At 34.7% G+C, this 21245-nt stretch carries 14 protein-coding genes; 7 read left to right on the top strand and 7 right to left on the bottom strand.

The annotated features are described in order from the left end of the window. Nucleotides 1-3: 3 nt before the first annotated feature. Both K6T82_RS12450 and K6T82_RS12455 read right to left on the bottom strand, forming a co-directional pair. Nucleotides 4-1584: a RagB/SusD family nutrient uptake outer membrane protein gene (locus tag K6T82_RS12450; protein WP_223706203.1), complete on the bottom strand. Its 1581-nt coding sequence runs from the start codon at nucleotides 1582-1584 to the stop codon at nucleotides 4-6. Nucleotides 1585-1596: 12 nt separating this feature from the next. Further along, nucleotides 1597-4686, bottom strand: a complete 3090-nt coding sequence (locus K6T82_RS12455; protein ID WP_223706204.1) for a SusC/RagA family TonB-linked outer membrane protein — start codon at nucleotides 4684-4686, stop codon at nucleotides 1597-1599. Nucleotides 4687-5317: 631 nt separating this feature from the next. Between K6T82_RS12455 and K6T82_RS12460 the strand changes: the two genes are divergently transcribed. From K6T82_RS12460 to K6T82_RS12480, 5 genes are all read left to right on the top strand, one after another. Further along, nucleotides 5318-6034 carry an NUDIX hydrolase gene (locus tag K6T82_RS12460; protein ID WP_223706205.1) on the top strand — a complete coding sequence of 239 codons (717 nt, stop codon included), beginning with the start codon at nucleotides 5318-5320 and terminating at the stop codon, nucleotides 6032-6034. Nucleotides 6035-6093: 59 nt separating this feature from the next. After that, nucleotides 6094-6795, top strand: a complete 702-nt coding sequence (locus K6T82_RS12465; RefSeq protein ID WP_223706206.1) for an NUDIX hydrolase — start codon at nucleotides 6094-6096, stop codon at nucleotides 6793-6795. Nucleotides 6796-6958: 163 nt separating this feature from the next. After that, the gene (gene lepA, locus K6T82_RS12470) at nucleotides 6959-8755 is read left to right on the top strand and encodes a translation elongation factor 4 (protein ID WP_223706207.1); all 1797 of its coding nucleotides are present in this window, start codon (nucleotides 6959-6961) and stop codon (nucleotides 8753-8755) included. Nucleotides 8756-8984: 229 nt separating this feature from the next. Then, nucleotides 8985-9599: an outer membrane beta-barrel protein gene (locus tag K6T82_RS12475; RefSeq protein ID WP_223706208.1), complete on the top strand. Its 615-nt coding sequence runs from the start codon at nucleotides 8985-8987 to the stop codon at nucleotides 9597-9599. A 118-nt stretch (nucleotides 9600-9717) separates the two neighbouring features. Next, nucleotides 9718-10677: a helix-turn-helix transcriptional regulator gene (locus K6T82_RS12480; protein WP_223706209.1), complete on the top strand. Its 960-nt coding sequence runs from the start codon at nucleotides 9718-9720 to the stop codon at nucleotides 10675-10677. 62 nt (nucleotides 10678-10739) lie between these two features. On the opposite strand, the gene K6T82_RS12485 is transcribed toward K6T82_RS12480, so the two are convergent. Continuing rightward, nucleotides 10740-11219: a DinB family protein gene (locus K6T82_RS12485; RefSeq protein ID WP_223706210.1), complete on the bottom strand. Its 480-nt coding sequence runs from the start codon at nucleotides 11217-11219 to the stop codon at nucleotides 10740-10742. A 231-nt stretch (nucleotides 11220-11450) separates the two neighbouring features. On the opposite strand from K6T82_RS12485, the gene K6T82_RS12490 reads away from it, so the two are divergent. Continuing rightward, on the top strand, nucleotides 11451-15506 hold the full coding sequence (locus tag K6T82_RS12490; RefSeq protein WP_223706211.1) for a T9SS type B sorting domain-containing protein: 4056 nt from the start codon (nucleotides 11451-11453) through the stop codon (nucleotides 15504-15506). A gap of 339 nt (nucleotides 15507-15845) precedes the next feature. Further along, nucleotides 15846-16892 (top strand): thiamine-phosphate kinase, encoded by a 1047-nt coding sequence (gene thiL / locus K6T82_RS12495; RefSeq protein WP_223706212.1) that lies wholly within the window; start codon nucleotides 15846-15848, stop codon nucleotides 16890-16892. Nucleotides 16893-16978: 86 nt separating this feature from the next. On the opposite strand, the gene K6T82_RS12500 is transcribed toward thiL, so the two are convergent. From K6T82_RS12500 to K6T82_RS12515, 4 genes are all read right to left on the bottom strand, one after another. Next, nucleotides 16979-17677: a response regulator gene (locus K6T82_RS12500; protein ID WP_223706213.1), complete on the bottom strand. Its 699-nt coding sequence runs from the start codon at nucleotides 17675-17677 to the stop codon at nucleotides 16979-16981. Next, nucleotides 17667-19724 (bottom strand): ATP-binding protein, encoded by a 2058-nt coding sequence (locus K6T82_RS12505; RefSeq protein WP_223706214.1) that lies wholly within the window; start codon nucleotides 19722-19724, stop codon nucleotides 17667-17669. The genes K6T82_RS12500 and K6T82_RS12505 overlap by 11 nt, the downstream gene beginning before the upstream one ends. Before the next feature lie 96 nt (nucleotides 19725-19820). After that, the gene (locus K6T82_RS12510) at nucleotides 19821-20102 is read right to left on the bottom strand and encodes a hypothetical protein (RefSeq protein ID WP_223706215.1); all 282 of its coding nucleotides are present in this window, start codon (nucleotides 20100-20102) and stop codon (nucleotides 19821-19823) included. 176 nt (nucleotides 20103-20278) lie between these two features. Beyond that, nucleotides 20279-21097, bottom strand: coding sequence for a LytR/AlgR family response regulator transcription factor (locus K6T82_RS12515; RefSeq protein WP_223706216.1), 819 nt, complete (start codon nucleotides 21095-21097; stop codon nucleotides 20279-20281). Nucleotides 21098-21245: the final 148 nt, after the last annotated feature.

Below are 21245 nucleotides of genomic sequence, written 5' to 3' on the forward strand. Positions count from 1 at the left end.
ATATTAATTCCAACCTGGATTTTGCTGAATAGTACCATTTGAAAGTACGATCTGCGATTGTGGTAAAGCAAACCAACCTAGAGTTTCTGGTCTAAAAGTCACATTAAATTGAGAATCTCCTGTATTGTTATCAATAGCAGATTTCATTACTCCCATTCCTTGTCTGATTAAGTCAAAATAACGTAATCCTTCTAATGCTAACTCTAAACGGCGCTCTTCCATAATATTCGTTTTATTTGCTGTAACTCTGTGAGCAGCATCTTTAAAAGCACGATCACGAACTCTGTCTAAATTTGTTTGAGCTAAACCTGCGTTTGCGTCTAAATTCAATTCGGCAGCCATTAACAGAACATCTGCAAAACGAATAATAGCATAATCTTGGTAGTTGTCAATTTGAAAGTTTCCTCCGTTTGCTTCTACAACAGCTGTTCCTGCTGCATTGGTAATTGGACAGTATTTTTTCCAAGAATATCCAGTGTACTGGCGTTGTTCTCTTGTCTGTGCATCAAAACTTAATCCTTCTCCAACGTAATCAATAAACGAGGCTTTTCTTCTGGTATCGGCAAGATCATATGCGGCAACCAATTTCGGGTTTACGGTTGCTCCTCCCCATCCTGTTGCATATCTTCCGATTGCTCCTCCACGTGGTGCAATGTTTACCTGGAAACGGTTTCCTTCATGAAGATCCCAGTTTCCTTTTCCAGAACCGTTAAAACGAACTGCCCAAACCATTTCTGTATTGTCTTCTCCAACGAAGTTTTCTAAAGAAGCCGCCAGCCAAAGATTAGCAAAATCAGGAACTAAATCATGACCACTATTCGCTACTACATCATTGATGTAAGTTGTTGCCTGCGCTTTTGTAATTACTCCTGCTAAATCTGTTTTGTTGTAAGCTCCGGTGTAAAACAAGAAAGTTCTAGCCAAATACGCTTCTGCAGCCCATTTTGTAATACGTCCGAAGTTTGCATTTCCTGCTTTTGAATAATTGTCATTGCTTAAGTTATCTGCAGCAAATTTCAAATCATTAGCAATTAAAGCATATGTAACTTCTGGTGCTTGTCTTGGCAATTGGAATTCGCTTGTTGTAACCGTATGATCCAACGGAACAATATCACCAAACATTTTTGCTGCCTGAAAGTGAAAGTGTGCTCTTAAGAAACGAGCTTCTGCTTCGTAACGCGTTTTCAAAGCAACATCTGTTCCCCAGTTTACTTTGTCTAAGTTTTCTAACAAAATGTTCGCTCTGTAAATTCCAAGATAAGAATTTGTCCATGTTAGAGCGTTCATATCTTTATCGGTAGTGTACTGAAAGCGATCCCATTGCAAATCTACAGTTGGATCTGCAAGACCAAATCCGCCGAAGCAGTTGTCAGATGCTTGCTCGCTTACAATCAATTGCGTACCATAAGCTTCTCTTTGCAATACGTCATAAACAGCAACCAAACCTTCAAAAGCGTCAGATGGAGTTTTATAAAAATTCTCCGTTACTTTATCTGTATATGGCTCGTTTTCTAAAAAATCCTCCGAACAAGAACCTAAAACAAGAAGGCTTGAAAGGGCAAATAATTTTATATATGTTTTCATCGTTTTCAAAAATTAAAAGTTAACATTTAGACCCATCATGTAGGTTCTTGGCTGTGGGTAATATCCAACATCGATTCCTTTTGCCCAAGACTGATTTACGTTTCCGAAACCAATCTCCGGATCCATTCCTTTGTATTTCGTGAAAGTATAAATGTTATTTCCTGCCACGTACAATCTGAATTTAGAGAAGAATTTCAATTTGTCTGTCAACTTTGTTAAATCACATCCAATTGTAGCATTTTTAATTCTGAAGAAATCTGAATCCTGAATATACAAATCAGAGAATTTAGTGTAGTTACCATTATCATCTGTTCCATAAGTTACTCTTGGAATTCTGTTTGAGGTTCCTTCACTTGTCCATCTGTTCAATACATCTGTAGTATTGTTTGTGTAAGCACGAGTATAATCGTGAATACCAAAAACGTTTTGTCCTCCGGCAGTACCATATGTATTAATAGTGATATCAAACGCTTTATAAGATAAATCTAAATTGATACCATAGGTGATATCCGGATTCGGATTACCTACTTGTGTTTTATCATTAGCATCAATTTTTCCGTCACCATTTAAATCCACGAAACGAACATCTCCAGGTTGAGCACTTGGCTGAACACCTGCTGCAACTTCAGCTGCATTTTGGAAAATTCCGTCTGTTTTTAATCCGTAGAAATAGCCCATTGGTTTTCCAACTTCAACACGGTTCATCTCATCTAAACCTTGGAATAATACATTTGATTCTCCGTGAATGATTCCTTCGCTGTTTGCAATTCTCAACACTTCATTTTCGTTACGCGAAAGATTTGCATTAATTCCGAAATTCCAGTCTTTTCCGAAACGTGTACGGTAAGCCAACCCAATTTCAAAACCTTTGTTGCTAACGTCTCCACCATTAATATAAGGCGCAGTTGCTCCGGCATAGGTCGGAATCGACGCTAATACCAACCAGTCTTTGGTTTTCTTATCGTAATAATCGAAAGTTAAAGTGAAGTTGGTAAATAATGTAGCATCAAAACCTAAATCCAATTGTTCAGAAGTTTCCCATTTTAAGTTACGGTTTGCCAATTGATCAGGACTTGAACCTACTAATAAAGTTTCGTCGCCAGTTCCGAAATGATAGGTTTTGTCTGTTGAATTTACAGTTGACAAATAAGCAAATCTTCTACCAAATTGGTCGTTACCATTTTGTCCCCAGCTTGCTCTAAATTTGAAACTATTTAAAACTTTATTTTCTTTAAAGAAAGCTTCTTTGTCTAAATTCCATCCTGCAGAGAACGAAGGGAAAATAGCGTATTTGTTATCTGGGCCAAATTCTGATGAACCGTCACGACGAACTGTTGCAGAGAATAAGTATTTATTGTTGTAATCGTACAATAAACGTCCGAAATAAGATTGAATCGCATAATCTTTACGATTTCCTTTTACCACATTCGAAGTCGGATCTTTTGCATTATCCAAATACGCATGTTCGAAATCATCAAAAATTAAGTTTCTTCCTTGGCCTTCCATATAATCTGACGTATTCTTTTTAGCAGAAGTACCTACTAAAACATCAAAATTATGAGAAGAAGCAAGATTGAATTTGTATTGAAGAGTGTTTTCAAAAATCCATCCCGTAGATTTAGTAGCACTCTGAGTCACACTAGAAACGGTATTATTATCGTTTGAAGAAAGAGAGTAAACTGGTCTGAAAGCGCGGTAGTTGCTATCTGTCATATCAACACCAAAACTTGTTCTGAAAGTAAGGTCTTTAATAACTTTCAATTCAGCAAAAATATTCCCAACATAACGATTGGTTTTCGTTTGATTGAAGTTGTTGTAGTATAAAGATCCAACTGGATTTGTTACGTCATTCGAAATAATGGAACGAGCAAAATTTCCATCTTCGTCATAAGCCTGATCGATTGGAGCAGCATTTAAGAAACTTCTAATCGCATTTCCATAAATACCATCATCTGCTACACCTTTAGATTTAATGTTGGATAAGGTAAAGTTTTCACCAATTTTCAAATATCCTTTAATAACTTCAGAAGTAGAATTTACAGAAAACGTGATACGATCGTACTGAGATTGATTCGTAGAACCTCCAATCATACCATCTTGTCCGTAGTAAGACAAACCAGTGGCAATAGTAGATTTTTCGTCACCACCTGTAATCAAAAGAGAATGATTTTGTTTCATTGCTCCTTCGTAAAACAAATCTTTCTGCCAGTCATTGTTTGGAAATCCAGCAATTTGCTCTTTTGTATACAATGGCGCATAACCAGAGTTTACACGAGCTTCGTTAATAATTGTGGTATATTCTTGTGTGTTCATCAAATCCAGTTTTTTAGCAATCTGCTGAAAACCTGTGTATGAACTAAAAGATACATTCATTTTACCATCTTTTCCTTTTTTAGTCGTAACCAAAATAACTCCATTTGCCGCTCTTGCTCCATAGATAGAAGCTGCAGAAGCATCTTTTAGAATATCCATCCTTTCAATTACCGAAGGATCCAGATATCCGATTCCGTTATCTACTACCACACCATCTACAACATAAAGAGGATCACTGTTTCCAGCTGTACCTGCACCACGAATATTTACCACCATATTCGCTCCCGGCTGACCAGAAGAAGAAGTTACCGAAACCCCAGAAGCCTGACCTTGCAAAGCATTTACAACATCTAGACTCGCTACTTGCTGAATGTCTTTTCCAGACACCAAAGAGGTTGCCGCAGTATTAACTTTCTTCTTTTGAGTACCGTAACCAATTACTACAATTTCTTTAAGTTCTGCTGTTTCTGGACTCAAAACCACGTTTACTGTTTTTTGAGTTCCAACCGTAATATTCTGAGTTTTGAAACCCACAAAACTCACCACTAAAACATCTCCTGTTTTAGCTTCTACTTTATATTTTCCATCAAAATCGGTAACAGTACTCGATTTTGTTCCCTGTACTTGTACAGTTGCTCCGGGAACTCCAAATCCGTCTTCGGCAGAAGTGATTGTTCCACTTACAGTTTTAGATTCTTGTGCAAATCCAAACTGCATCATAAATACGCTAAGCAGCACCGTCATAAAATACGACAGCTTTGTTGTTTTAATACAATTTTTGCTTTTCATAATAAGAATTGATTAAGTTTAAGTTATAGTTAGTAATTTCTACCCTAAGAGAAACTCCGGAAAAATTCCCAAGCAGGTCATGCCAAAAATGAGGGCCTGAATCTCATTTCCAACATTTAGTACTTGCTGACTATAAGCAGATGTTTCTTTATTTTTTAAAACATCTAAATCAATTCTTTTTGCATTTTTTAATGATGATTATTTCATCAAAAAAGCTATTTCAATCAATTTTCAAAAAAACAATTGTGGTAAGTTTAAGTTAAGTTGTAGTTTTGTCTTTTTTACTTATGGTCAATTTGAATTTATCTTATGGTAAATTTGACTACAAGTGTAAAACAATTTTCTATATTAACAAAATATTAGGCTTAATTTTTTTCTATTCTGATAAATTCTATTTCATTTTTATGAATGTTATAAAAATCAAATTAGATTTAAAATAAAAAATATAGAAAAAACAACGTTTTATAAAATTGACAATCAACTATTTAAGAATCCTTTAAAAAAAAGACCATTTCTGAACGATTTATAATTACCTGATTATCAAAATTTTGTTTCGTTAAAAAAATATAAAGCTTTCAAAGAAGCCTCTTAATCATTTAATTTATTTAATTTGTCAAAATTTATCTCGAGTATGATTGAAAATGTAGACGACAAACCTGCACCAAAAAATGAACACAGCGCCATGAATGCCATCACAATTGACTGTGTGATTTTTGGTTTTGATCAGGGAAGTCTTGAGGTACTTTTAGTACAGCACGGCGAAGGTATCAGCAAAGGAAAATGGGGTCTTCCAGGAGGATGGATTTACAAGAAGGAAAGCACCGACGCAGCTGCCCATCGTTTATTGCATGAACTTACAAGCCTTGAAGATATTTATTTAGAACAGCTGAAAGCATTTGGAGATCCCGATCGCTTTCCGCTTCGACGTGTTATCACTATTGGATATTATGCACTTGTAAAAAGAGAAGATTACAATATTAAGGCAGGTTTTACAGCTTCGGATGCGAAATGGTATAAAATCAGTGAAATTCCGGATTTGATTTACGATCACAACGAAATTTTAGATTATAGTATAAAACACCTAAGAAGCAAAGTTCGCCAAACACCAATTGGTTTTAACTTATTGCCAGAAAAATTTACTTTATTGCAATTGATGCATTTGTATGGAGAAATTTTAGGGATTGAGATGGACAAACCCAATTTTAGAAGAAAAATTCTTCACATGAAATTATTGGTCGCTTTAGACGAAAAACAACAGGATGTCTCGCACAGAGCGGCACAATTGTACAAATTTGATCCCGAAATTTATACCAAATTAACCGAAAAAGGATTCAATTTCGAATTTTGATTTTCGTCTAAAATAAATTTAAAAAAGCACTTTTTACACTTCGAAACAACACAACAAAATTGACAGACACAACTACTCAACATAACAAACCTGCCGTAGACGGAATCACAATTGACTGCGTTTTCTTCGGCTTCAATAAAGAAAGCCTCGAAGTGCTTCTGGTGCAGCATGCTCAAGGTGAAAGTAAAGGAAAATGGGGACTTCTTGGTGGATGGCTTCAACTTGAAGAAAGTGCCGATGATGCCGCGCAGCGTATTTTGCAGGAACTTACAGGTCTTGAAGATATTTATCTGGAGCAGTTAAAGGCATTTACAAATCCGAAACGTGTTTTAGAAAGACGCGTTGTAACAATTGGCTATTATACTTTGGTTAACCGAGAAGATTATAACATTAAAGCCAGTTTAAAAGTTATTGAAGCCAAATGGTATAAAATCAATGAAATTCCAGATTTGATTTTTGACCACAATGAAATTCTCGATTTCAGCTTATTGCAATTAAGAAACCGTGTTCGTCAGGCACCGATTGGTTTTAATTTATTACCTGAAAAATTCACCTTATTGCAATTAATGCATTTATATGAAGAAATTTTAGGAATCGAATTGGACAAGTCAAATTTCAGAAGAAAAATTCTTCACATGAAACTGCTCACAGCATTAGACGAAAAGCAAAAAGATGTTTCGCACAGGGCAGCCAAACTTTATAAATTTGATGCTGAAATGTACAAGAAATTAACAGAAAAAGGATTCAATTTTGAATTTTAGCCCTGTTTTTAATTCATTCCTATTAACTATCGAAGATCAGCATTCCAGAATCCAAAACTTTGCGCTATCTTTGCGCCTTAATAACATGCTTTAAAGCAATTGCTTTAGTCTGTTTTAAACCCAAAAATACTTAAACTCGTTTTTAGAGAACTGATATATACAAATGAAGAAGATACGTAATTTTTGCATTATTGCACACATTGACCACGGTAAAAGTACATTGGCAGACCGATTACTAGCCGCAACGCAAACTGTGACAGCCCGTGAAGAAAAAGCGCAATTGCTTGACAACATGGACTTAGAGCGTGAGCGTGGAATTACCATTAAGAGTCATGCCATCCAGATGGAATACAAATACAAAGGCGAAGAATATATCTTAAACTTAATTGATACTCCTGGGCACGTTGACTTTTCATACGAAGTTTCGAGATCGATCGCTGCCTGTGAAGGGGCGCTATTGATTGTTGATGCTGCACAAAGTATTCAAGCACAAACGATTTCAAATTTATATTTAGCTCTTGAAAACGACTTGGAAATTATTCCAGTTTTAAACAAAGTCGATTTGCCAAGTGCTAATCCAGAAGAAGTTAGTGATGACATTATCGATTTACTTGGGTGTAAATTAGAAGATATTATTCACGCATCTGGAAAAACTGGTTTTGGTGTAGAGAACATTCTTGCTGCCATTATCGAAAAAATTCCTGCTCCAAAAGGAAATCCAGAGGAGCCATTACAAGCTTTAATTTTTGACTCGGTTTACAATCCGTTTCGTGGAATTGAGGTAATCTTTAGAGTGGTAAACGGTGAAATCAAAAAAGGGCAGAAAATTAAATTCATGGCTACGGACAATGAATATTTTGCTGACGAAATTGGAACATTAAAATTAAATCAAGTTCCGAAAAATGTGGTTTCTGCCGGAGACGTAGGTTATTTGATTTCTGGAATTAAAGAAGCACGCGAAGTAAAAGTTGGTGATACGATTACAGATGCAAAAGTGCCAACAACCAATATGATTACTGGTTTCGAAGATGTAAAACCAATGGTATTTGCTGGAATTTATCCTGTTGATACAGAAGATTATGAGGATTTACGTTCTTCAATGGAAAAATTACAATTAAATGATGCTTCATTGGTTTTTAGTCCTGAAAGTTCTGCTGCTTTAGGTTTTGGTTTCCGTTGCGGATTCTTAGGAATGCTTCACATGGAAATCATTCAGGAACGTCTAGAGCGTGAGTTCGATATGACTGTTATTACAACTGTTCCTAACGTTTCGTATTTGGCTTATACTAAAAAACATCCTGAAACGCCTTTAATTGTAAACAATCCATCAGATTTACCAGAGCCTTCAAAACTAGACAGAGTTGAAGAGCCGTTTATTAAAGCAACCATTATTACAAAAGCCGATTTCGTTGGAAACGTAATGAGTTTATGTATCGAAAAACGTGGTTTAATTACCAACCAAACCTACCTGACAACGGAAAGAGTTGAATTGAATTTTGATATGCCTTTGGCGGAAATTGTATTCGATTTCTACGATCGTTTAAAAACAGTTTCTAAAGGTTATGCTTCTTTCGATTATTCTCCAATCGGAATGAGAACTTCGAAATTGGTGAAATTGGACGTTCTTTTGAATGCTCAGACTGTTGATGCACTTTCTGCATTGATTCACGAAGATAACGCTTACAACATCGGTAAAAAAATGACCGAAAAATTACGTGAACTTATCCCAAGACAGCAATTTGATATTCCGATTCAAGCTGCAATTGGAGCTAAGATTATTGCTCGTGAAACGATTAAAGCACTTCGTAAAGACGTTACCGCAAAATGTTACGGTGGAGATATTTCGCGTAAGCGTAAATTACTTGAAAAACAGAAAAAAGGTAAAAGACGTATGCGTCAAGTAGGAAATGTTGAGATTCCGCAAGAAGCATTTATGGCTGTTTTGAAATTGAATGACTAGATCTTTTTTAAGAGAAAAGAAGAAAGATATAAGAATATAGACCTACCCAACAACTATTCGTTGTTGGGTTTTTTATTAATTTACATTCAATAATTAAAAAGATAAAACTTACAAATTTATCAAAATATTAACTTGATTAATTCAATTTTAACGCGATAAATCAAATTTTTGGTTTCTTATAACATTGAAAACTAATTTTAATCTTACAAACAATTAAATATGTAAGATTATGAAAACCAAATTATCACTTATTTTAGCCCTTTTTACTTTTTGTTTCGCAAACGCTCAAGAAAACGAAGCCGAATCGGAAATGAACTCAGCAAAAGGTGTTACTTTTTCACAAGGCGATATGTTTCTTGAAGGTTCTATAAAAATAAGTACTGGCGGTGAAGAAGATTATTATGGTTTTAGTCCAAAATTTGGCTATTTCCTAAATGATAAATTTGCTGTTGGAGCGAAACTAAATTATGCAAGTATCAAACAAGAAACTCCATATGAGAAAACAAATGTATTTGGAGCTGGAGCTTTTGCACGTTACTATTTCTTAGAATTAGATAAAAAACGTTTTAAAACTTATGCAGAAGTAGGTTTAGGATTCGGAAGAAATAAATATGAAAGTGATGTTATTGACGACACTACAAATAGTATAACAGCAGATGTAAATATTGGATTAAACTACTTTATTACCAAGAACGTTGCAGTAACTTTTGTATTAGCCAATATGCTTTCTTACAACAGTGTTGCTCCAGAAAATGGTCCGTCATCCGATACTTTTCAATTAAACATTAACTTATTTGAAAACATCTTCGACCAACCACAATTCGGATTATTATACAGATTCTAATTCGTTCATTCAAATTATAAATCAAAAGCTGTCTCAATTTGGGACAGCTTTTTTATTTCGCAAAACATTTAACCTTTGTAACTTTGAACCTCTGAACCTTTGTAACTAAAAGAAAAAAATGCTCGACGAAACTCCAAAACGATTTGACCGAATTGTTGCCATTCTGATACAATTGCAATCTAAAAAGATTGTAAAAGCACAGGAATTGGCCGATCGTTTTGATTGCAGTTTAAGAACCATTTATCGAGACATTCGAACATTGGAAGCTTCCGGAGTTCCTATTTATAGCGAAGCGGGAGTTGGTTACGCTTTAATGGACGGTTATCGTCTTCCGCCCGTTATGTTTACGCGCGAAGAAGTGAGCAGTTTTATCGCGGCCGAAAAATTAATCCAGAAATTTACCGATCCTGTTTTAGGAAATCATTATGCGAGTGCGATGTACAAACTAAAATCGGTTCTTCGAAATAGTGATAAAGACTGGCTTTCGAACATAGAATCGCGTGTGATTATGCAGACTGCTGAACCGATGTTTCATGATAATTCTCCTAATACTTTAACCGCTTTGTTTGAAAGTATTGCCGAAAAAAAGCAAATTTTACTTTCGTACAAAACCTTCGGAAAAGATGAATTAACCGAAAGAAACCTAGAGCCTGTTGGTGTTTTTCATGATAATAACAATTGGTATTTTTTAGGTTTCTGTCATTTGCGAAAAGATTACAGACAGTTTCGAACCGACAGAATTCAGAACCTCAAAAAAACAGATTTAGATTTTACAATCGAGCATGATTCATTGGAAACTTATCTGAGTAAAAACGAAACCATTCCGACCACCAAAGTTCGACTTTTGGTCGACAGGAAAATCGCAAGGTATCTGACTTTTGATAGAAAATATCACGGATTTGTTTCTGAAAAAGAAGTTGGAGACAAACTAGAAATGACCTTTTTATCTCGTGATATCGAAAGCGGTTTTCCACGCTGGTTCTTAATGTTTGGTGATTATGCCGAAATTCTGGAACCCGAAATATTGAAAACAAAAGTTTTAGATTTAATCGAAATCAATAAAAAAAGACTTTTATAAAAAAACTCTCAAAAGAGAATTATTCTGTCTTTTGAGAGTTTTTTTATTTCGTTTTCAGAGAATTATCTTTCCCAGAAAAATGGTGGCTCAATATTTAAAGCTCTTAAATATACGTAACCTTGTCCACGGTGATGCACTTCATTATCAATAAAATATAAAATATTTTGGATGATTGGAAACTCATATTGTCCAAATAAATTGAAAGTTTCGTTGAAATCTTCAATAGATAATTCCTCCCAATATTTATTGATTTCAGCTGTAGCTTCATCCCATTTTTCAAGATATTGCGCTTTAAAAATCAATTTTTCTGTTCCTTCTGTGTAAGGCTGTGCATCTCTGTTTACGATTCCTTTCATTGCCGGACCTCCAATTGCCAAAAGTTCGTCTACCAATTTTGAAAAAGGTCGCATTCCACCAATTGAAAATTCAAAGAAATCCTTTTCAGGGAAAATTTCAATTAAACGACGTGTTAAAGCGCGATGACCTTGCCAATGTTTCAATAAATCTTCTGAACTGATTACTTGTGCTTCTAATGTTTTCATGATTTTTTAAGTTTTAAATTTCTACCCTTCAAAAGTAAAATGGGCCGGTGACAACAGTTTGTCAGTAGGAAAAAAAATTATAAAAACTTCTGTAATTTTCTATTTTAACAAAATTTGAATTCTTCTTCTTTTTTCATTAAACGACATTAAAAAATCATAAAATACTGACAATCAAAAAAATAAAATAAAATAATTCGTATCTTTAAGTTAGTAGACAAATGAAAATGAATTATGAGAGCTGTCCTGTTTCTACTTTTACTACTATATTCGACCCTATCTTCATCTCAAGGAATTGCAGTCGATACTACAACTTTGAGCATCCCAGAATTGGTGCGAACGGAGTTGATGCAAAATGGCTGTTCAAACGAAAGTAATTTTAAATTTTCCTCACATCAGGGTATCGGTAAATTCACCAATACCAATCCGAACTTTCCAATTTCTAGCGGAATAATTATACGAAACGGAATCGCCAAATATACCGAAGGTCCATACAACGGCACAAATGAAAGTAGTAAAATCAATAATGCGACCGATAGTGATCTACAGGAAATCAGTGATAATAACGGGCAAACTGTACCTGTTACCGATGTCAGCTTTCTTCAATTTGATTTTACCCCTTTATCCAGTAATTTTAGCTTTGATTTTCTTTTTGCCTCCAATGAATATGGAGAATTTCAATGCGGATTTAGTGATGTTTTTGCCTTTATATTAACAGATTTAACCACAGGAATTACCACCAATCTTGCCGTAGTGCCAGGAACAACGACGCCTGTTTCTGTCAAAAACATTAGAGACCAGCAATATAATTCGTCTTGTTTATCTGCCAACGCAAATCTATTTGATCGTTACAATGTTGCGAATCCTGTTCAGTCACCTCTTAATATGAGAGGCGAAACCAAAGTTTTAACTGCTAGCTCAACGGTTATTCCGAACAGAACGTATCGCATAAAACTGGCAATTGGCGATTACAACGACAGTAATTATGACTCAGCAGTATTTATAAAAGGAGGTAGTTTTATGACTACTCTAAATCTAGGACCAGATCGAACGATTTGCCAAAGCGAAAAAATTACCCTTACAGCCGAACTTGTGGGGAATTTTAATTATGAATGGACATTAAACGGACTTGTAATTCCTAATGAAACCAGCAATTCAATCACAGTAGATAAAGCCGGAACTTATGGCGTAACAGCAACACTTTCAGGCTGTGTTATTAAAGACGAAGTTGTTATTCAAGACCTCATCATAAGATCTCCTCAAAATCTAACTGCCTGTTATAACACAAATGGTATTTATCAATATGATTTAACGGTAAATAATTTAGCCGCATTAGGAATTGATCCTGAAAAATATGCCATTTATTACTTTGATTCTTTAGCTTCAGCGAATGCTAACGGACCAACGATACCTGAAAATCAATTAAAATCATATACCAGTTCTGGCAATCAGACCATTTATATAAAAGCGGTTCCAATTTATGATAAAACTTTCTTTTGCAGTAATCTTGTTTCTTTTAATTTATTAGTAACTCAGCCAATTAATGTTGCAAAACCGCCAGATTTAAGTGGTTGTGATGATTTAGCTAAAAATGTTACTTTCGATTTAACCGCTCAGGAAACCATCATTTTGAATGGCTTAAATCCTGCTGAATACAAAATCAGTTATCACAATAGCCAAACAGATGCCAACAACAAAACAAACAACATTTCAAATCCAAAAACATTCAGAACATCTTTATCAGAATCACCAAAAACAATTTGGGTTCGAGTTGAAAATATTTCGAGTGCTGCTTGTTACGCCACAGTTAGTTTCAACATTATCATCAATCCACTTCCTGTTGTAGATAAAATTCCGAATGTTGTTGCCTGTAACAGTTATACCTTACCGCCAATTCAAAATGGAGAATATAATACAGCCCCAAATGGAACTGGAACGAAACTAAATGCAGGAGATGTCATTACCACGGGCGGTCTTTATTATATCTATAAGGGACCAAATGCGAACAACTGCACCAATGAAACCAGTTTTAATGTTATCCTGATTTACGAAATTGATTTTAAAAAAGAAGCCTGCGGTCAGTATATCGTTCCAAGAGTACCTGCGGGAGGTTTTTTTACACAACCTGGAGAAAAAGGGGATTCTATTCCTGAAGGAACAGCATTTACGGCGAGTCAAACAATTTACTATTATGTAGTAATCAATGGTTCGGTATGTCGCGATATAGCAGTACCTTTTATAGTGTATCCTTTACCATTGGTAGACAAACCTGCCAATATCATTACTTGCGATTCTTATGCATTGCCTCCACTAACTAACGGAAATTATTTTACTTTATCTGGAGGTTTGGGTACAAAATTGAATGCCGGAGACAGAATAACAACAAGCCAGACCGTTTTTGTTTTTGCAAATGATGGAAGATGTACCAATGAAAATTCGTTTAAAATAGACATCATCAATTCTCCCATATTTGTTCCAGTTTCAAGATGCGGAAGTTTTACTTTACCTCCAGTTGCCGTTGGTGGTTATTATGACAGCCCTGGTGGTCAGGGCAAAAATATCCCGGCCGGAACTGTTATTACCAATTCGCAAACTGTCTACTATTTTGCCACAACAACAACTTCGCCCAATTGCACCGAAAATCTTAAATATGTCATTACTATAAATCCTCTTCCCCTAGTTGATACACCAGTCAATAGATTAGAATGCAACCGTTATGTATTACCACCATTGACAAATGGCAATTATTTTACGCAAAGCAATGGTAAAGGAAAAGCATTAAAAGCAGGTGACATCATTACTTCTACACAAACTATTTACGTTTATTCCGTAGGGCCTTTATGTACAAACGAACATAGTTTTACTGTCGAAATTAGGCCTCTTCCTCCAGTTGACAGTTTCACAGACGTTGTAACCTGTAATGATTTTATACTTCCTAAATTAAAAAATGGAAAATATTACACAGCTACCGGAGGACCAAAAGGAACGGGAACGCAACTTACTGAAGGAACAAGAATTAACACAACCCAGACTATTTACATTTATAACGAATGGGCAGATTTTAAATCCTGCAGTAACGAAACGTTTTTCAAAGTCAATTATAACGGAATAGACGTTGGTAATTTTAGCAATATAAATGCATGCGATAGTTATACTTTACCTGCTTTAACATTAGGAAATTATTATACACAGTCTGGAGGAAAAGGTCCTGTTATTCCGGCTGGAACTGTCATCACCAACTCGCAAACCCTATATGTTTATGCTATTGTCGGTACACGTTTAACTTGTGTCAGCGAAAAGAGTTTCTTGGTTACTATTTCCAAAACTCCAATCTTGGTTAGCACTCCTGATATTGCTATTTGCGAAAGCTATACGCTGCCTGCTTCAACCGTGGGAAATTATTATAGCGGCCCCAATGCAACCGGAACCCAATATATGGCAGGACAAAAAATAAATAATAGTCAAAAAATGTATATTTATGCATCGGCGGCGACAAATTCCAGTTGTTTTGCTCAGGATGATTTTGATATAACTATTTATCCTCTTAAAAATTTATCGATACCAAACGGAATCATTTGTGTTGATTTCCAAACAGGAACCTTGCGACATTCAGCACTATTAAATTCTGGAATAAATTCACCCGATTATACTGTAGAATGGTATCTAAAAGGCTCAAAAGTCAGTACAGGCCCAACCTATTCTGCAACTCAAGAAGGAATTTACACTGTTGTACCTGTCAAAAACGTACCCGATGTCGGCAACGACTGTGGTTATAATCAGACTACCGTTACCGTCGAAAAATCTAGTCAGGCAGTTGCAACGGTTTCTGTATCTGATAATTTCACAGATGACATCGACATCATTGTAAATCTTACAAACGGATTCGGAACCTACGAATACCAATTGGATGATGGTGAATTTCAGACTAGCAATACCTTTGTGGACGTTGATTCCGGAGAACATGCCATTACAATAAGAGATATAAAAGCCAATTGCGACAATCTTATTTTATTTGCCAAAGTACTCAAATATCCAAAATTTTTCACCCCAAACAACGATGGGTATAACGATACTTGGAACATTCCTGATCTCGCAGATCAGCCCGATGCCGTTATCACTATTTTCGACCGATACGGCAAACTCATAAAAACAATTAAACCTTCCGGTATTGGCTGGGACGGCAATTATGACGGTGCTCCCCTTCCTTCTACAGATTACTGGTTTGTGGCAACCTACACCCAAAATGGCATAATTCAGGAATTTAAAGCTCATTTTAGTATGAAACGATAATGCTTTGGGCGTGCCACCGTTCTAATAAGAGGGCAAACTTAGATTGCGGTTCTTCGCCCTCTTATCAGAATGCTGTCAGGCTGTCCGCGTTACTTCGGTAACTTGCTCCCATCCTTCACGCGGTTAGCAAGAACTTTTAGGAAATTTGAGATTATTATTATCTATTTAGAAATACTGAGCGAAAGACGCATAAAAAAACTTAGAACCTTAGCAACTCAGAATCTTAGCATCTTTAAAAAAAACCAAAAAACTTTGTATCTCTGAACCTTTGTTTCTTTGTCACTTAAAAAGAAAAAACCTTTGTACCTTTGCAGCTTACAAACTTTGGAACTTAAAAAAATGATAGAAGATAAAAATCAGCAACGAACTAGTATAGCGCAATTGGGAGAATTTGGTTTAATTGATCATTTAACCAAAAATTTTGATGTTACTCAAGAATCGACTTTAAAAAGTATTGGTGACGACGCAGCTGTTCTTGATTTTAAAGACAAAAAAGTAGTAGTTTCTACCGATTTACTGATTGAAGGAGTTCACTTTGACCTGGCTTATATGCCTTTGAAACATTTAGGGTACAAAGCAGTTGTGGTAAATGTTTCTGACATTTGCGCAATGAACGCAAAACCGACCCAGATTACAGTTTCTGTAGCAGTTTCAAATCGTTTTCCTCTTGAAGCTTTAGAAGAATTGTTTGCAGGAATTACACATGCGGCAAAAGAATATAAAGTTGATGTAATTGGAGGGGACACTACCTCATCTCAAAAAGGCTTGATTATAAGTATTACAGCAATCGGAGAAGCTGACGAAAACGAATTGGTTTACCGTAACGGTGCCAAACAAACCGATTTATTAGTCGTTACAGGAGATATTGGTGCCGCTTACATGGGATTGCAAGTTTTAGAACGTGAGAAACAAGTTTTCCAGGTTAACCCAAACAATCAGCCAGATTTAGATCCTTATACGTATTTGGTAGAACGCCAGTTAAAACCAGAAGCTCGAAAAGATGTTCGCACTTTGCTTCATGCATTAGACATAAAACCAACGGCTATGATTGATATTTCAGACGGATTATCTTCTGAGATTATGCATATCTGCAAACAATCTAAAGTGGGTTGTAATTTATACGAAGACAAATTGCCTCTAGATCCGCAGTTTATTTCGACTTGCGAAGAATTTAATATCGACAGTACCACTGTTGCCATTAACGGAGGTGAAGATTATGAACTTTTGTTTACTATTGACATCAACGATTTTGATAAAATAAAAGGAAATCCGAATTTCTCTGTTATCGGACATATGGCAGAAGAAAACGAAGGAATTCATCTCGTAACTCGTGCCAACACAAAAATTGCTCTAAAAGCACGTGGCTGGGACGCTCTAAGCGAATAATCCTCAAAAATATCAAATAAAAAATTCCAAATTCCAAACGTTAAGTCATTGGAATTTGGAATTTTACTTTTACTGGAATTTCTTTTCTAAAAGAGTCCTTTACTTTTTGCTTCTTTGAGTAAATCATCATCAGAATTGTTTTTGATTTTCAGCAATTCTTTTAAGTGTTTTTTTCTTTTTTCGATTGCATTTAAAGAAATGGGAATATTTTGCAGCATGTCATTACTTGAAATTCCTTTTGCTAAATGAATTAAAATCTGCTTATCGTACTGATCAATTTCAATGGCATTGTGCGTAGACTGATTTAGCATTTTTACCACTGATTGGCTGTAATATTTTTCATTTTTCATTACTTTATCAAAAGCCAGAAGCAGCTCATCAAAAGTGAGATCATTTTTAATAATTAAACCATTTGGCTGAATTGATCTGATAATTGTTTTAATTTTCAGTAATTCTGTATACATGGTCAGCAGAATAATATTGCAGGAAGGCATTTTCCTCAAAAGCAGTTTGGCCAGATCTTCTCCAGAAAAAATCTCTTTTTCTTCATAAGGAGGCATACTGATATCTAAAAATGCAATATCAAATTGTGGTGAATTAGGATCTTCAATAATTTCGTAACCCGATTTACAATCGTGCGCCTGAAAAATTGAAAATTCATACTGTTGTGGATTATACCGCGTAATGGCATTCTTGTATCCTTCAATAATAAATGGATGATCATCTACTATTAAAATGTTTTTTTTAACTAATTGCGAAACGGAGGCTGTTACATCAAATGTCATTATTATGCAGGTAAGTATTAGGTATTATTGGGATTTTGACAGTAAGCTTAGTTCCTTCTCCTTTAACAGATTTTATAGCAACTGTTCCTTTACATTCTTTCGCTCTGTATTCGATATTGTGCAGACCAATTCCGTTTTTGGTCCTTTTGGTATTAAATCCTATTCCGTCATCTTCAATAGTTAATACCAAAACTTCATTTTGATTTTTCATCTCCACTTTAATAAAATCTGCATTGGCATATTTATTACAATTTTGAAGTCCTTCCTGGATAATTCTATATAAATTGATTTTGACAATGTTGCTTATCAATTCCCATTTAATGTTGGGATCAAAATTGGTAATCAATTTAGAATTATACGTATTTATTTGATTTTCAAATAGTTTATTTAAAATCGCGATAAAATTATTAATTAATTCCGATTTTTCTCTATTTAAATCATGAGAAATTTCACGAATATCCTGCTCGATATTTTTTAACTCTGCAAGATACTTTTTTCTTTTAGAAGCCGCCTCCTCTTCATCAAGTTTATCGAGACTGTCAAGACTAATTCTAATACCAAACATACGCCCCAAAACTCCGTCATGCAGTTCCTGAGCCACATTTTTCTTTTCTCTTATCCTTGTTAATTCAATTTCGTTCTGCTGTGAAATCATCAAATTGTAAATATCTTCATTTGCAATTTGCTGTTGTTGTTTAAAAAGCAATTCACGATTTTTAGCCTGCTGGGTTTTATAAACGTAAAAAAACAATCCGAGCAATGTACAAATACTAAAAACATAAACCAAAGTTTTGTTTTTTTCCTGAAGGTTGGAGTTTTGATCTTTTATTTCATTGGTTTCGTATTCTATTCGAGAGAATTTTTCACCCATTTTTCGTTCTTCCTTCAACATTTTATCGTTGAGTTTGATATATTCTCTCGAATAAACAGAGGCATTTTTTGGATCAACAATAGCCGTTTGCTTAAGAGCTTCTAAAGTATTTACAAATTTGGCTGTAGTTCGGGAAAGCGTCAAAGCCTGTTTGGATAATTCTAATGCCTTTGCAGTATCTTTATTAAAAGCATAATATTCAGACAAATGGATTTTACTGGACACTACCCCAGAAAACAAATCAAGGCTATCTCTAATTTGCAGTGATCTATAAAAAAGATCTGGCAATTGGGTAGAATCATTAAGTTTGAATTTCGAATATCCGAGATTATCAAGTAAAATGGCATATAAACTTGCCCTATCGTGAAAAAGATTTTTTTGACTCAGTCCGTCTTCAAAATAACTTTTTGCTTCTGTATAATTCCCCATATTCATATAGATGAAACCGATATTATTTAAAGAAGCTGCCTTATATTGAAATTCTGAGGCTATACTTTTATCCTGAAGAATCTTTAAAGCGTTATTCTGAAATTCCAAAGCCTTTTTATATTCTTCCCTTTCATTATATAAAACTCCGAGCAGGTTATAACTTTCGTATAGAAGTTCGTTTACATTTTTCTCCTTTTTTAAAATACTCAAAGTTTTAAAAACAGTGATTTCGCTTTCAAAAAAATCTCCTTCATTGTATTGCAGATTCGCTTTACTCAAAAATGTTTTCGCCAGATTTAGTTGATCTTTTATTTTTAAATATGTTTTCTCTGCGCTATAATAATACATGAATGCACTATCAGAAACAGATTGAGAAACGTAGTAATCACCCAAATAAGTGTATGCTTTGGCCACGTGTACAGAATCTCTAGATTTCTGCGATCGATCCAAAATTAATTTTGTGGTACTGAGGTAAGATTTCCAGTCGCTCATATTGTAAAAACGATTGGCAACTTTGAAAAGATTAACCTTATTTATGGAATCATTTTTTTGAGCTAAAATGATATTTAGCGCCTTCTGATTATAACTTTGTTTGAATTTGAAAGGAATAGTATCCTCATTAGCAAGAGAAAGATAGATGGGAAGACTATCAGCTGAAGAAATTGTATTAGTATCTAACCCTGTTTTCTTGGTACAACCCAACAAAACCAAGAGTATAAGTAATACTATTTTGCTTGTGTCTTTCAATTCTGTTTTTTGAATTTTACCAAAAATACTAAAAAACTTGAGACACAAAAAAAAAGCTGTCATTTCTGACAGCTTAAATATATATTTTGATGTAGATTAGTCTACTTTTTTATCATTTCCGATAGATTGATTAACGCTAGCAAAGTTAACAGGAGCGTCTTTCTTTTTGATTACTCCACCTGCAGCACCACCATCGATTGGCAACATTGCATAAGCATCTTTCTTTTTAATTACTCCACCGGCAGCACCTCCGTCAATTGCAAAAGCATCTTTCTTCTTGATTACTCCACCTGCAGCTCCACCGTCGATTGGTGTGCTAAAAGAAGTTGCTATTACTACTAAAGAAAATAATCCGATTGATAAAGCTGTGTTTTTCATGACCTGAGGTTTTAAATGTTTGTTTTAATTTTTGGAGAAATGATTGCTGTTTGTTGCAAATCATGGTGTAAAACTAATACGAAGGCCAAGAAAAATTTATACGAAAAATTGAGATTGTGGTAGATCATACCCAATTGATAGTCAATGGATAGCAAATCTGAGTAAATGTCTACTTTTTAGATTTCCAAATAATTACCAGCTGCAAAATCAGCAATTATCTGATCGACGTTTGCTTTGTAAGTCTTAGAAAAAGGGATTTTCTTTGAAGAATTTTTAATGTAACAGATTGAGTTTCCGCTATGAATTCTGGAAATATAATTTCGATTAATGACATAACTGTTATGAATACGAATAAACGGATACGTTAATATGCTTTCAAAATGCTTTAACGTTTTAAATGCGGTAATCATTTCACCGGTATTCAAATAAATATCGGTCGAATTGTTATCTGCCTGAAAATAACATATATCGGCTGCGTTTAAATAACGATAATCTCCATAAGATTTTATACAGATGGTTAATGGTCGTTCGACATTTTGCGGAATTGTCACATTATTCACATTATCTATGACAATAGAAGTTGGCTCTTCTTTAATTGGTGCTGTTTTATGGTCTAAATTTGCTTTTTTAAGCCTTAAAACAGTTTTTAGAAGATCGAGATGAGCAACAGGCTTTAAAATATAATCAAAGACACCGTATTGAATTGCATCAAAGGCTTTCTCTTTTTTATGGGTCGTAATAATAATTTTGGGAATTTCTTGAAAAAACCGATGCAGTTCACTTATAAAACCTAAAGACAATTGACTTGAAGAATTTTTAGGATCGATTTCCAGAAAAACCAAAGTGGGTTTGTGCTCCAAAACCAAATTTAAACCGTCTTGAAAATTGGATGCCGATGCAATAAAAGATAATTCTGAAAAACCTGCAGCGGTTGTCTTGGTTTTCAAAATACTTTCAGCATCATCATCAACAATAATATACGAATATTTCCTCAATTTTTGGTTTTGTTGATTTCCTCCATAAGCGATCACATCAAAAATTAAGTTTTTGATTTAATGTACTGGCGAAAAAATTGGTTTTGGCTTTTTACCCGAATTTAAAAATACGGATTTAAACATTTTAAGCCATTCATTGTTAACACAT

The sequence above is a fragment of the Flavobacterium potami genome (genome assembly GCF_020026915.1).
GTDB classification, from domain to species: Bacteria; Bacteroidota; Bacteroidia; order Flavobacteriales; family Flavobacteriaceae; genus Flavobacterium; species Flavobacterium potami.

Coding starts and splice junctions, on each gene's coding strand:
- K6T82_RS12490 (WP_223706211.1), top strand. CDS start 11,451: ATGAGAGCTGTCCTGTTTCTACTTTTACTACTATATTCGACCCTATCT.
- thiL (WP_223706212.1), top strand. CDS start 15,846: ATGATAGAAGATAAAAATCAGCAACGAACTAGTATAGCGCAATTGGGA.
- K6T82_RS12450 (WP_223706203.1), bottom strand. CDS start 1,584: ATGAAAACATATATAAAATTATTTGCCCTTTCAAGCCTTCTTGTTTTA.
- K6T82_RS12485 (WP_223706210.1), bottom strand. CDS start 11,219: ATGAAAACATTAGAAGCACAAGTAATCAGTTCAGAAGATTTATTGAAA.
- K6T82_RS12475 (WP_223706208.1), top strand. CDS start 8,985: ATGAAAACCAAATTATCACTTATTTTAGCCCTTTTTACTTTTTGTTTC.
- lepA (WP_223706207.1), top strand. CDS start 6,959: ATGAAGAAGATACGTAATTTTTGCATTATTGCACACATTGACCACGGT.
- K6T82_RS12510 (WP_223706215.1), bottom strand. CDS start 20,102: ATGAAAAACACAGCTTTATCAATCGGATTATTTTCTTTAGTAGTAATA.
- K6T82_RS12460 (WP_223706205.1), top strand. CDS start 5,318: ATGATTGAAAATGTAGACGACAAACCTGCACCAAAAAATGAACACAGC.
- K6T82_RS12455 (WP_223706204.1), bottom strand. CDS start 4,686: ATGAAAAGCAAAAATTGTATTAAAACAACAAAGCTGTCGTATTTTATG.
- K6T82_RS12480 (WP_223706209.1), top strand. CDS start 9,718: ATGCTCGACGAAACTCCAAAACGATTTGACCGAATTGTTGCCATTCTG.
- K6T82_RS12500 (WP_223706213.1), bottom strand. CDS start 17,677: ATGACATTTGATGTAACAGCCTCCGTTTCGCAATTAGTTAAAAAAAAC.